General features: G+C 70.7%; 12 protein-coding genes. 11 read left to right on the top strand and 1 reads right to left on the bottom strand.

Annotated features, from left to right (window positions below; genetic code table 11):
- The first annotated feature begins 21 nt into the window (after positions 1 to 21).
- From ACIG5F_RS02230 to ACIG5F_RS02180, 11 genes are all read left to right on the top strand, one after another.
- Positions 22 to 972: a 3-oxoacyl-ACP synthase gene (locus ACIG5F_RS02230; protein ID WP_396515538.1), complete on the top strand. Its 951-nt coding sequence runs from the start codon at positions 22 to 24 to the stop codon at positions 970 to 972.
- Positions 973 to 982: 10 nt separating this feature from the next.
- Entirely contained in the window at positions 983 to 2,131 is a 1,149-nt protein-coding gene (locus ACIG5F_RS02225) for an acyl-CoA dehydrogenase family protein (RefSeq protein WP_396515537.1), read from the top strand.
- 11 nt (positions 2,132 to 2,142) lie between these two features.
- Positions 2,143 to 3,282 (top strand): hypothetical protein, encoded by a 1,140-nt coding sequence (locus ACIG5F_RS02220; RefSeq protein WP_396515536.1) that lies wholly within the window; start codon positions 2,143 to 2,145, stop codon positions 3,280 to 3,282.
- A complete protein-coding gene (locus tag ACIG5F_RS02215; RefSeq protein ID WP_396515535.1) occupies positions 3,279 to 4,142 on the top strand; it encodes a 3-hydroxyacyl-CoA dehydrogenase family protein in 864 nt (287 codons plus the stop codon). Before ACIG5F_RS02220 ends, ACIG5F_RS02215 begins: the two co-directional genes overlap by 4 nt.
- A 71-nt stretch (positions 4,143 to 4,213) precedes the next feature.
- Positions 4,214 to 4,453, top strand: a complete 240-nt coding sequence (locus ACIG5F_RS02210) for an acyl carrier protein (RefSeq protein ID WP_396515534.1) — start codon at positions 4,214 to 4,216, stop codon at positions 4,451 to 4,453.
- A 24-nt stretch (positions 4,454 to 4,477) separates the two neighbouring features.
- On the top strand, positions 4,478 to 5,062 hold the full coding sequence (locus tag ACIG5F_RS02205) for a CGNR zinc finger domain-containing protein (protein ID WP_396515533.1): 585 nt from the start codon (positions 4,478 to 4,480) through the stop codon (positions 5,060 to 5,062).
- A 75-nt stretch (positions 5,063 to 5,137) separates the two neighbouring features.
- Positions 5,138 to 6,010: a LysR family transcriptional regulator gene (locus tag ACIG5F_RS02200; protein ID WP_396515532.1), complete on the top strand. Its 873-nt coding sequence runs from the start codon at positions 5,138 to 5,140 to the stop codon at positions 6,008 to 6,010.
- Positions 6,011 to 6,162: 152 nt separating this feature from the next.
- Positions 6,163 to 8,058: an FAD/NAD(P)-binding protein gene (locus ACIG5F_RS02195; RefSeq protein ID WP_396515531.1), complete on the top strand. Its 1,896-nt coding sequence runs from the start codon at positions 6,163 to 6,165 to the stop codon at positions 8,056 to 8,058.
- Positions 8,055 to 9,761, top strand: coding sequence for an AMP-binding protein (locus ACIG5F_RS02190; RefSeq protein WP_396515530.1), 1,707 nt, complete (start codon positions 8,055 to 8,057; stop codon positions 9,759 to 9,761). Before ACIG5F_RS02195 ends, ACIG5F_RS02190 begins: the two co-directional genes overlap by 4 nt.
- Positions 9,762 to 9,796: 35 nt before the next feature.
- A complete protein-coding gene (locus tag ACIG5F_RS02185) occupies positions 9,797 to 10,207 on the top strand; it encodes a cupin domain-containing protein (protein WP_396515529.1) in 411 nt (136 codons plus the stop codon).
- Positions 10,208 to 10,343: 136 nt separating this feature from the next.
- A complete protein-coding gene (locus tag ACIG5F_RS02180) occupies positions 10,344 to 11,648 on the top strand; it encodes an MFS transporter (RefSeq protein WP_396515528.1) in 1,305 nt (434 codons plus the stop codon).
- Here the strand turns inward: ACIG5F_RS02180 and ACIG5F_RS02175 are convergent.
- Positions 11,607 to 12,716: an AAA family ATPase gene (locus tag ACIG5F_RS02175; protein WP_396515527.1), complete on the bottom strand. Its 1,110-nt coding sequence runs from the start codon at positions 12,714 to 12,716 to the stop codon at positions 11,607 to 11,609. The genes ACIG5F_RS02180 and ACIG5F_RS02175 overlap by 42 nt on opposite strands.
- Positions 12,717 to 12,718: the final 2 nt, after the last annotated feature.

The following is a 12,718-nucleotide window of genomic DNA, read 5'->3' as shown; positions in this document are numbered from 1 at the left end:
GTTCTTGCTACCACTGTGGCCATGACGATCGGCATCGGCTCCACCCACTGCCTGCTGCCGGCCGACCGGATCGCGGTGGTGGACCTGCCGGAGTTCGGCTCGCTGCCGCCGGAGGACCAGGACTTCGCCACCGGCTGCGGCATCGAGACGGTCGGCGTGTTCGGCGACGGCCCCCAGACGGAGCTGGCCGCCCAGGCCTGTCGGGCGCTGCTCGACACGGATCCCCGCGAACCGGACGTGCTGCTCCTGGTCGGCTCCCGGGCGCCAGATGTACTGCTCGGTTCGGATCCGTGCGCGGTGCAGGCGGCGGCGACACTGCCGGGGGCGTTCGCGTTCGGCATCGACGGCCTGGGCTGCACCGGGTCCAGCGCGGCCTGGGCGCTGGCCCGGGACCTGTTGCTGGCCGATCCCCGGCGGGACAGGGTGATCATCGCGCACACGAGCCGACCGACCGGGCCGGACCGGATACGCAATCCGGTCACGGTGGTCGGCGACGGGGCGTTCGCGACGACCGTCGTGCGCGGCGGACGGCCGGTGCTGCGGGCCCACCGCATGGAGACCGACGGCGCCTTCCACGACCTGTTCCGCGTGGACTACCGGCAATCGCCCTGGTACGAGTGGCGCGAGCGGTGTGCGTCCCCTTCCCGTTACCGGTTCGAGTTGGCCATGCACAGCCGGGTGCGGCTGGGCGCCCTGGTTGACGGCGTGCTCGCCGACGCCGGCGTGACGAAGAACGACGTCAGCACGGTCCTGATGCAGAACGTCACCGCCAGCGCCTACGGCTTCTACGAGGACCTGCTGGGACTGCCGATCAACCCGGTGTGCCAGGAGAACCTGCGGGCGCACGGGCATCTCGGCGCGATGGACGTGGTGCTGAACCTGGACCGCCTGGTCGCCGAGCCGGGAGATCTGGTGTTGGCGCTGAACAACAGCCCGGTGGCGGCCTGGGCCGCGACGCTCTGGGAAGTCTGAGGGGGACGGCATGGACTTCGCACCCACGGCCGAGCAACGCGCCCGACAGGCGGAGGTGATGGCCTTCGGCCAGCGCCTGGGAGCCAACGCCGCCGAGCACGACCGGTTGGGCGTCTTCGACGAGGCCGGCTGGAAGGCCTGTGCCGACTTCGGCGTGCTCGGATGGCCGATTTCCCCTACATATGGCGGGTCCGGGCTCGACCCGCTGAGCGTGGCGATGGCATTCGAGGCGCTCGGCCACAGTTGCGTCGACAACGGCCTGGTCTTCGCCATCAACAACCACGTCTTCGCCTGCGCCGTCTACATCGCCGATCACGGCACGGACGAGCAGCGCGAGCGGTGGCTACCGCGGCTGTGCGACGGCTCGCTGATCGGCGCGCACGCCCTGACCGAACCCGATCACGGGTCCGACATGCTGGCGATCGAGACCACCGCGCGGCAGGTCGGCGACGACTACATTCTCAACGGCACCAAGACTTTCATCAGCAACGCCCCGGTGGCCGGGCTGTTCATCGTGTTCGCGCGGACCAGCGACGACAACGTCCCGCAGCGACGACTCACCGCGTTCATCGTGCCGGCCGACACGCCCGGCCTGTCGGTCCGGCCGATCGCCAAGGCGGGCCTGCGTGGCACGCCGATGGGCGAGATCACCTTCGACAGCTGTGTTGTGCCGGCCGAACACCGGCTCGGCGCGGAAGGGGCCGGCTATCGGCTCTTCACGTCCACCATGGAGTGGGAGCGTGGCTTCATGTTCGCCAGCCAAGTCGGTGTGCTGGGCCGGCTTCTTGAACGCAGCGTCGACCACGCGACGCGGCGCACCCAGTTCGGCCGGCCGATCGGCGGCTACCAGGCCGTGTCGGGCAAGATCGCCGACATGCGGGTTCGGCTCGAACTCGCGCAGTTGTTGCTCTACAAGGTCGCCTGGCTGCGGTCGCAGGGAAAACTGGCCCTGCACGAGGCGTCCATGCTCAAGCTGTGCGTCAGCGAGGGCCTGAAGGCGACCGCGCTGGACGCCATGCAGCTGCACGGAGCCCGTGGCTACACCGAGGAACTCGGCATCGAGCGGGAGGTCCGGGACGCGCTGGCCGGCACCATCTACGCCGGCACCTCGGAGATCCAGCGCTCGGTCATCGCCGGCCTGCTCGGCCTGCCGGCGTGAGGAGGCCCGTGATGTGCCGCTACGTCCTGGAACTGGCCGAGCCGGTGGCCCCCGAACACGTCGACGAGCTGACCCGGCGGATCTTCTTCGTCGACGAGTCCATTGTGGACTTCGAGCTGGTCGGCCTGGCCGCCGTCGCGGTCAGCACCGACCGGCCGGTCGACCCGGCGGAACTGACCCGCAAGCTCCGGTTCGTGGTGGAGAACGACGTCGCGGCCCAGCTTCGCACTCCGCCCAAGGTGTTGTGGCGCTCGGAAACCGCTCGCCGGGCCCGTCCCGACACCTTCGCGGCGCTGGTGGCCGATGGCGTCGTGCACGAGGTCGGCCCCGGCCAGGTCGCCCTGGGGCAGCCGGCGATCGCCGCTTTGGAGGCGCTGGACCGGCTCATTCGGGACATCGTCGTCGACGAGTTCGACGCCGCGGAGTACCGGTATCCGACCCTGCTCCCACTGAACGCGTTGCGGCGCAGCGGTTATCTCTCGTCGTTCCCGCAGCACCTGATGTTCGTCGCCCGCCTGCACGGCGACGTTGACACGTACCGGGAATTCGCTCAGGACCCCGACAACGTCCTGGCCCGGTGCGGGCCGGTCGAACAATGCCTCCCGACCACCATGTGCTACCACACGTTCGACCAGCTCTCCGGCCGAACCCTCGACGGCCCAACGGTGATCACCGCCCGCGGTGGCTCGTTCCGGCACGAGGCCCGCTACCACCGGACGCTGGAACGCCTGGGGGACTTCACCATTCGCGAGACGGTGTTCATCGGCGATGCCGACTTCGTCCGCACGGCCCGGGATCGGCTGCGCGAGCGGGCGATCGACCTCGTCGAGAAGCTCGACCTGGCCGGGCGCTGCGAGGTGGCCAACGACCCGTTCTTCGCCGCCGCCGACGGCGCGCTGCGGGTGTCGTCGCAGCGGCTGCTGGAGCTCAAACACGAGCTGCACCTGGACATCGGCGGCCAGACCGTGGCCGTCGGCTCGTTCAATCTGCACGACCGGCACTTCGGCGAGGCGTTCGACATCCGTCTGCACGACGAGCCGGCGTTCTCCGCCTGCGTCGGCTTCGGCCTGGAACGCCTGACCTACGCACTGCTGTGTCAACACGGTTGGGACGTCGACACCTGGCCTGACCTGCTGAGGGGACACCTGTGACCGAGATCGACACCGTCGGCGTGGTCGGCGCCGGCACCATGGGCATCGGCGGCGCGCACGCCTTCGCCGCCGGCGGGCTGCCGGTCGTGCTGGTCGACATCAGCCAGCAGGCCCTGGACCGCGCCCGCGCCGAGATCGCCACCAACGCCCGGATGTACGGCCTCATCGACCGCGAACTGGCCGGCCGCGACATCATCGACCTGATCACGTTCACCACCGACACCACGCTCCTGGCCGACGCCGACTTCGTCGTCGAGAACGTCACCGAGGACTGGGCGGTCAAACGGGACGTGTACGCCGAGATCGACCGGATCTGCCCGCCGCACACCGTGTTCGGCGTGAACACCTCGGCCATCCCGATCACCACCGTCGCCTCGGCCACCGGCCGGCCGGACCGGGTGATCGGCGTGCACCTGATGAATCCCGTGCCGCTGAAGAAGGTTGTCGAGGTGGTCCGCGGCTTCCGCACCTCGCCCTCGACGATCGCCGCCACCCAGGACCTGCTTCGCCGCATCGGCAAGGGCAGCGTCGTCGTCGCCGACTCGCCCGGCTTCGTCACCAACCGCGTCGCCATGCTGTCGGTCAACGAGGCGATCATGCTCGTCGAGGAGCGGGTGGGCACCGCCGCCGAGATCGACGTGCTGTTCCGGCAGTGCCTCGGGCACCAGATGGGGCCGCTGGAGACCGCCGACCTGATCGGCCTCGACACCGTGCTGAAGTCGCTGGAGGTGTTGCTGGACAACTTCAACGACCCCAAGTTCCGCCCGGCCCAGCTGCTGCGCCGGCTGGTCGCCGCCGGCCTGCTGGGCCGCAAGACCGGCCACGGCTTCTACGACTACGAGGGGCACGAGATGTCATGAAGGGCCCCTTGCTGACGTTCAACGAGAGTTTCGGTCCCTTGATCTTGGTGGGGCTACGAGGAGGAGCGGTGATGGAGCACCTGAGCACGGTCCGGGAGTTCGTGCGGCGGCATGTGCAGGGGGTGGAGCTGGGCGATGACCAGGACATCTTCGCCACGGCGGGGGTGAGTTCGCTGTTCGCGGTGCAGTTGGTGGTGTGGGTGGAGAAGACCTTCGGCATCAGCGTGGCCCCGGCCGAGCTGGACATCGACAACTTCCGCACGGTGCGTGAGGTGGCGCGGTTCGTGGGGGAGCGTGCTCTAATGGCATAAGGGCATTACGTGGAGGTGGCGAGGGTGAAGCTGGGTACGGGGCGGCTGTGCCTGGAGCTGGTGGCGACGGTGCACGGGCGGCTGGGGGCGGCGCCGAGCGACGACCTGGGGGATGGGGCGGGGGTCGCGACCTGGCTGGACAACGTCGGCATCGAGACGGCGAAACGGCCGGGGGACGAGGACGTGAGCCACTTCGTCGAGGTCCGGGAAGCGGTGTGCCGGCTGGTGACGGCAACGGCCAGGGATCAGGCCGAGCTCCAGGGCGAGGACGTGGCGCTGGTGAATGCCTGGGCGCGAGGGCCGGCGCCGGTGCCGCAGTTGAGGATCGGGGAGCACGGCCTGGTGTCGGACACGGAGCGCCCGACGCCGACGCAGGTGTTGACGGCGGTGGCGCGGGATGCCATCGACCTGCTGAGCACGGCGGAGGCGAAAAGGCTGCACCAGTGCGACGGCAACCATTGCGGGACGGTGTTCCTCGACACCTCCAGGGGCGGCCGGCGGCGCTGGTGCTCGTCGGACCGGTGCGGCAACCGGGCCCGGGTGGCGGCGCACCGGGACCGGCACTCGGAGGTTGAGGGAGGAACTTCCGCCGGCCGAAAATGCCGGTGATCTGCCGTAGTGGCAGCGTCCCGCCTGTTTTAGGCTGCTCGGGTACCAGAAACGATTCCGCTGGGGGAAATCGCTGTGGACCACAGGCAGCTGACCACGTTTCGCATGGTCTGCCACACCCGGAGCATCACACGGGCGGCGGCCGAGCTCGGGTATTCGCAGTCGGCGGTGACGTCGCAGGTGAAAAGCCTGGAATCGGTGCTGCGAGTGTCGCTGTTCGAGCGCAGACGGGACGGCGTGCGGCTCACCGCGTTCGGTGAGCGATTCCTGCCGTACGCCGAAAGAATGCTCACCCTGGCCGACGAGGCCCGCACGGCCCTGCACGCCGACGGCGAGCTGGCCGGCACGCTGATCGTCGGGGCCGGCGAGTCGGTGATGACCTACCGGCTGCCGGCGCTGGTCGAGGCCCTGCACCACCGGCACCCGAACGTCCGCCTGTCGCTGCGCATCTTCCGCGAGGGCCAGGCGTTGCGGGCCCTGGAGCGGTCCGAGATCGACGTCTGCCTGCTGTCGGCGGTCGACCGGCCCTCCGGCGACTTCCGCCTGCGCGACCTCGGCGCCGACGACGTCGTGCTGGTCGCGGCGCCGGGCCTGCCAGTGCCCTCCGACCTGATGGGATGCCGGTTCCTCATCGCCCAGCCGGACTGCCTGTACGCCCGGATCCTGGCCGCCGAGATCGGCATGCCGGCCGAGGCCGCGCTCCAGTTCGGGACTCTCGAAGGCGTGAAGAAGGCGGTCGCGGCCGGGCTCGGCGTGGCCCTGCTGCCGCGGGTCGTCGTCGCCGACCTGGTCGACAGCGGCGAGGCGGCGATCCTGCCGTGGCGCGCCGCCAACCCGGCCCGTCTCTATGCGGCATGGACGGGAAAACACGAGGGCAGCCGCGAACTCGACGCATTGGTGGCGCTGATGTCCCGCACCTCCCGTGAAGACCTGCGACTGGTGAGCTGACAGCCATCGCATACCCCGATGGGGCTATCGAAGAACACCCGGGCAAGACCCTTCCCCGAAGGTTAGTGTTTCCAGCAGAAACCGCGACGGAATATCAGTGTGGGGAGAAGGGTATTAGTGTGTCTGGAAACAGGTCGGCGACGAGAGCCGACATGGACGTGGCCATCGTCGGAATGGGGCCGCGGGGGCTTTCGGTTCTCGAACGGCTGGTCGCGCGGCTGACCGAAACGCCGGTCGACGGCACGGTCCGGATCTGGACGTTCGAGCCGGGGGAGCAGGGCGCGGGCCGGATCTGGCGCACCAGCCAGCCGCACTGGTTCGCGATGAACACGGTGGCCGGCGAGGTCAGCATCTACTCCGGCGGCCCCGACGGCGGCCCGCGGCGGGCCGGCGCGGGCCCGTCGCTGTACGAGTGGCTGGCCGAGCACCCGGATCCGCGCTGGTCGGCGCTGGGCCTGAGCGACTACGCGCCGCGCCCGGTCTACGGCGAGTACCTGACCGCCGCCTACCGCGCGATCGTCGCCAACGCGCCGGCCAACGTGCACGTGCTGCCGGTGTCGGCGCGGGTGGACCGGGTCCAGCGGGCCGGCGCCCGGTTCACCGTCACTGCCTACAGTGGACGGTTCGAACTGGCCGTGGACAAGGTGATCCTCACGACCGGGCACCCGAGCAACGTCCCGGACTCGGTCAACCAGCGGTTCCTCGCGCACGCCGAGGACAACGCCGGACTGCGCTACGTGCTGGGCGACTCGGCGGCGGAGATGCCGCTGGACGCGATCGCCGCCGGCAGCGAGGTCGGCGTCATCGGCCTGGGCCTGACCTTCTTCGACGTGGTGGCCGCGCTGACCGCCGGGCGCGGCGGCGTGTTCACCGCCGATGACGACGGCGTGCTCCGGTATCGGCCCAGCGGCAAGGAACCGCGGATCATCGCCGGCTCCCGCAGCGGACTGCCGATGCTGGCCCGCGGCCGCAACCAGAAGGCGCCGACCTACCGCTACCAGGCCCGGTTCGCCACGACGGCGGCGCTGGCCCAGGCCCGGCAGCGCGCGCAGGCGGCGCACGGCTCGCCGCAGCTGGACTTCCGTGCCGATGTGCTTCCCCTGCTCCAGCGGGAAGTGGAGCACACGTACTACCGGACCCTGGTGCGCCGCCGGCAGGACCAGGCCGCCGCCGACCGGTTCGCCGCGCGGCACCTGGACATCGCGCACGACCCGATGCTGGTGGACAAGCTGCTGGCCGAGTACGGCATCGCCGACGCCCAGCGGATCGACCTGGACCGGATGGCCCGGCCGTTCGCGGGCGTCGAGTTCGACAGCCCGGCGCACTTCCACCGGGTGGTCACCGACCTGCTGCGGCTGGACATCGCCGAGGCGATGCAGGGGAATCTGGCCGGTCCGCTCAAGGCGGCCCTGGACATCCTGCGTGACCTGCGCGGCTCGGTGCGGGCGGCGGTCGACTTCGGCGGCCTGCGCGGCGAGTCGCACCGGGACGACTTCCTGGGGGAGTTCAACCCGGTCAACACGATGCTGTCGGCCGGGCCGCCGGCGTTCCGCGTCGAGCAGACGTGCGCGCTGATCGAGGCCGGCGTGCTGGTGGTGGTCGGGCCGGCGTTGCAGGTCGGCTGCGAGCGGGACGGCTTCCTGCTGTCCTCGCCGCAGGTCCGCGGCTCGGGCCGGCTGGTGCCGACGCTGATCGACGCCCGGATCCCGCGGCCGGACCTGCACGCCGACGCCTCGCCGCTGACCGGGCAGCTGCTGGCCGACGGGCTGATCTCCGAGCACGTCAACGCCGATCCGGTCACCGGCGACTGGTTCGCCAGCGGCGGCCTGGCCGTGGCCCGCGCCCCGTTCCACGTGATCGACGCCGCCGGCAACGCCGACCCGGACCTGTACGCGCTGGGCATCCCGACCGAGAACCAGCGCTGGTTCACCCAGATCGGCAACGGCCGCCCCGGCCCGCCGACCGGATTCCACGCCGACGCCGACGCCGTCGCCGCCGACGTGCTGGCCCCGCTGCCGGCCCACTCCACCACGGGAGCCCTGCTGTGACCACGAATTTCCAGAAGTTCAAGGCGGCCAGGGACCTGCTGCTGGAGCTGCGCGACGACCACGGCCGGGCCTGCGCCGAGTTCCGCTGGCCGCGGTTCGAGCAGTTCAACTGGGCGCTGGACTGGTTCGACGAGATGGCCAAGGACAACACAACCGACGCCCTACGCGTCGTGGACGGCGACTCGGTCGCCGCGGTGACCTACCAGCAGCTGTCCAGACGGTCCAGCCAGGTGGCGAACTGGTTGCGGGCCAAGGGAGTCCGGCGCGGCGATCATCTGCTGCTGATGCTGGACAACCGGGTCGAGGTCTGGGAATCGGTGCTGGCCGGCATCAAGCTCGGCGCGGTCGTGCTGCCGACCTACACCACGGTCACCGGCGCGGACCTGGCCGACCGCCTCGAACGTGGCGGCGTCAAGCACATCGTCACCACCAACGTGCACGCCTTCGCCGACGCGCCACCGGAGCTGACCCGCATCGTCGTCGGTGAGCCGGCCGACGGCTGGCTGTCCTATGTGGACGCCTACGGGCAGCCCGAGACCTTCGTCCCCGACGGTCCGACCGCCGCCGACGACCTGCTGTTCATGTACTTCACCTCCGGCACCACGTCCAAGCCGAAGATCGCGCAGCACACGCACGCCAGCTACCCGGTCGGCCACCTGTCCGGCATGTACTGGAACGGCCTCCAGCCCGGCGACGTGCACCTCAACGTCTCCGCGCCGGGCTGGGCCAAGCACGCGTGGAGCAGCTTCTTCGTGCCGTTCAACGCCGGCGCGACCCTGCTCACGGTCAACGCGCCGGCCGGCTCGACCACCCATCTGCTCGACGCTTTGGTGGCACACAAGGCAACCTCGTTCTGCGCGCCGCCGACGGTGTGGCGAATGCTGATCCAGCAGGACCTGCGGCAGTGGCCGGTGCGGTTGCGCGAAGCCGGCAGCGTGGGCGAGCCGCTCAACCCCGAGGTGATCGACTACGTCCGTGAGACCTGGGGTGTGACCGTGCGGGACGGCTTCGGCCAGACCGAGACCACCGCGCAGATCGGCAACACCCGGTCGCTGCCGGTCAAGCCGGGCTCGATGGGGAAACCGTTGCCGGGCTACGACATCGTGCTGGTCAACCCGACCACGGGGGAGCGGGCCGACGAGGGCGAGATCTGCGTCGACCTCACCGACCGGCCGGTGGGCGTGATGCCGGGCTACCTCGGCAACCCGGAGAAGAACGCCGCCACCTTCGCCAATGGCTACTACCACACCGGCGACATCGGCGCCCGCGACGCCGACGGCTACATCACCTACGTCGGCCGGGCCGACGACGTGTTCAAGTCCTATGACCACCGGATCTCCCCGTTCGAGCTGGAAAGCGTGCTGCTGGAACACGAATCGGTGGCCGAGGCGGCCGTGGTGCCGACCCCGGACCCGGTGGGCCTGGTGGTGCCCAAGGCCTTCGTCACGCTGGCCGCCGGCGTCGAGCCGGATTCCGCTGCGGCGCGGTCGATCCTGGCCCACGTGCGGGAGAACCTCGCGCCGCACAACTGGATCCGGCGGCTGGAGTTCGGCCCGCTGCCCAAGACCACCTCCGGCAAGATCCGCCGCGTCGAGCTCCGCGCCGCCGAACAGGAACGCGTCGGCCGAAACGAGCACGAGCACCTGTTCGAGGACGTCTTCCAGACCGTGGAGTCGGCCCCGGCCGCTCCCGGCATGGCTTGAGAATCCCCTTCCACACCAAGGAGAAGACACCCGTCATGCGTGACGTGAAGATCTACAAGGACATCTTCGGCGCCGGCCTGAGCAACGGCCAGTTCACCTGGATCCCCTATGTGCAGCCGGGTCGTGCGTCGGTGGACGTGGAGTGGCTCTACACCGGCGAGCAGACCGGCCCCGACGGCGCGGAGGCCTACGTGGCCCGTTTCGGCCCCGGCGCCCACGGCGACCTGCACGAGCACCTCGGCTTCGAGCTGCTGATCGTGCTGGAGGGCGAGCTGCACAACGACAACGGCGACGTGTACCCGCCGGGCACGCTGATCGTGGAGCTGCCGGAGAGCGTGCACCAGGTGTCCAGCCCGAACGGCTGCGTGTGCATCGTCATCCGCGAGAAGGGCACCCGGCCGATCGCGGTCGACGCCCCCGAAGCCACCGAACTCGCCAACGCCTAATCGATCCAGAAAACGCCCAGATGTGAACGCGGGCCGGAGGGTTGCCCGGGATGGGTTGTGTCTGCCAGCCTGTAATGGCTTAAACCCATTACGGCGGCAAGCGCGCCCCCGGCCCGCACGACCAGGAGAAACAGCCATGCTCGAGCAGACGCAGGACGTGCTCACAGCCGCGCCTGCCCCCTCGCCGGTCGACCCGGTCGAGACCCGCACCGGCCGGTCCGGCCGGGTGCACGGCGGCCGCTACAAGTGGGGCGTGCTGGGGATCGGCATCGTCGCCCAGGCCGCGTTCAGCGCCGCGTTCCAGGGGGTCCCGACCTCCGGATCCATCCTTCAGGCCGCCTACCACCTGTCCGTCGGCCAGCTCGGCGTGGTGCTGGCCGCGATCACCTGCGGCATCTTCATCACCGACGTGTTCTGGGGCATCCTGTCCGACCGCATCGGCGAGCGGAAAGTACTGATCACCGGCCTGGCCGGCACCACGGTCACGCTCGGCCTGGTCACCGCGTTCCTGGTGCCCACCGCCGACGCGACCCCGTCCTACCTCGCGCTGGCGGTCGTGTTGTTCCTGTCCGGCGCGATGGGCGGCTGCGTCAACGGCGCGTCCGGTCGGGCCGTGATGGGCTGGTTCCCGGTCAACAAGCGCGGCTTCGCGATCAGCCTGCGGGTCGCGGCGGTGCCGGCCGGCGGCGCGATCGGCGCGGCTGTGCTGCCGCCGCTGGCCCTGGCCGGCGGGTTCCGGCTGGTCTTCGGCTTCCTCACGGCGTTCGCGCTGCTGGCCACGATCGCGGTGATCCTGTGGCTGGACGAGCCGCCGCTGGCCAAGACCAAGGCCAGCGCCGGCCAGGCCGCCACCACCACCGAGAGCCCGCTGCGCCGCTGGGACATCTGGCGCTTCTCGATCACCGCGTTCCTGCTGGACCTGCCCCAGTTCACGGTGCTGACCTTCGGTTCGGTCTTCCTGCTCACCGTCGAGCACCTCGACATCGGCGCCATCGCCCTGCTGCTGGTGCTCGTGCAGGTCGGCGGCGGCGTGTCCCGGGTGTGGGGCGGCCGCTGGACCGACAAGCACGGCGGCCGCTACCGGCGCTCGATCGTCAAGGTCTACAGCTGGCTGATCGCGGCCGCCTTCGTCGGCGTCGCCTGCTACGCCGCCGCCCCGGTCTGGGTGATCGCCGCCCTCGTGGTGATCGCCGGTGTGCTGGCCTGCGGCTGGCACGGCGTGCACTACGCCGAGATCGCCACCATGGCCGGCGCGGAACGCTCGGGCACCGCGCTCGGCCTGGAGAACACCATGGTCTTCGGCGGCGCGTTCGTGACGCCGCTGCTGATCTCCGGCCTGCTGTCGTTCACGACCTGGCCGGTGGTGATGGTGGTGGTCGGCGCGGCGCCCGCGGTCGTGTCAGCGCTGATGATCCCCCGGGAGAACCCGGTTCCGGCCTGACAGCACCAGCCGCACGGGGGTGAGCACGCGGAATCGCGGCTCGCCCCCGTGCTCGGACAGGTGCAGCATCCCGTGCGACAGCAAGGTGTGCACCAGCTCGGCGGTGATCGGCCCGACCTCGTCCACCGCCCAGCTGACCTCGCGGTCGGCCAGCCGGCCGAGCAGGAACCGTTCGGACGGCCGCAGCGCGGCGATGCTGTCCCGGATCGGGGCCAGCAGCTGCGGATCCTGGGCCAGCAGCACCATCAGCCGGGACGACGGCAGCAGCAGGAACCGGCGGGCCGCCTGCTCCAGGGCCCCGGGCAGCCCGTCCACCAGCCGGCAAACGTCGGCGACCGCGGGCGTCGGCTGGAACGCCGGTCTCAGCAGGCGGATGTGGGTGAGCAGCAGCCGCTCGGAGGCCGCCTCGTCCAGCGGCCCCAACGGGAACACCCGCTCGCCGGCGATGCCGGTCGGCGTCCGTGACGTGATCACCACGCGCAGCGCCGGAAACCGGTGCAGCAGCGCGGTCACCGGCTGGTCCCGCCACTCGCCGTCCAACACCAGCAGGGTCGGCTGGTCGGCGATCGCGAACTCGGCGTCGGGCTCGCTCGGCCAGAGCACCGGCCAGCCGAACTCCGTGTGCACCGCGGTGGCGACCTCGGCGGCGAGGCGGGACTTGCCCACGCCGCCGACGCCGGTGACGGTGACCAGCCGCTGGTCGCCCGCGACCAGCAGATCGGTCAGCGCGCGCAGCTCGGTGCGCCGGCCGACCAGTCCGTGCAACGGGGCGGGCGGGCGCTGGCCCGGGACCCGCCCCGACAACTCCGGCCTGGGCAACGCCGGCTCGCCGAAGCGACCGGCGGCCGCCTCGAACGTGGAGCGGCGCTGGCCCCGCAACTGCAGGCCGTCAGCGAGCAGCCGAACGGTCCCCACCCTCGGCTGCCGCGCGTTGCCCAACTCCAGATCCCGTACCGCCCGCACGCTGAGCATGGCCCGGTCGGCCAGCTGCTGCTGCGTGAACCCACCCTCTCGCCGGTACGCCCGCAGGATGCGGCCGAATGCGTAGGTGTCCACCCTCGTGTTCATCC

Source organism: Kutzneria sp. NPDC052558 (assembly GCF_044547355.1).
Taxonomy (GTDB): Bacteria; Actinomycetota; Actinomycetes; order Mycobacteriales; family Pseudonocardiaceae; genus Kutzneria.
This window is presented reverse-complemented; position numbering and strand designations above follow the sequence as displayed.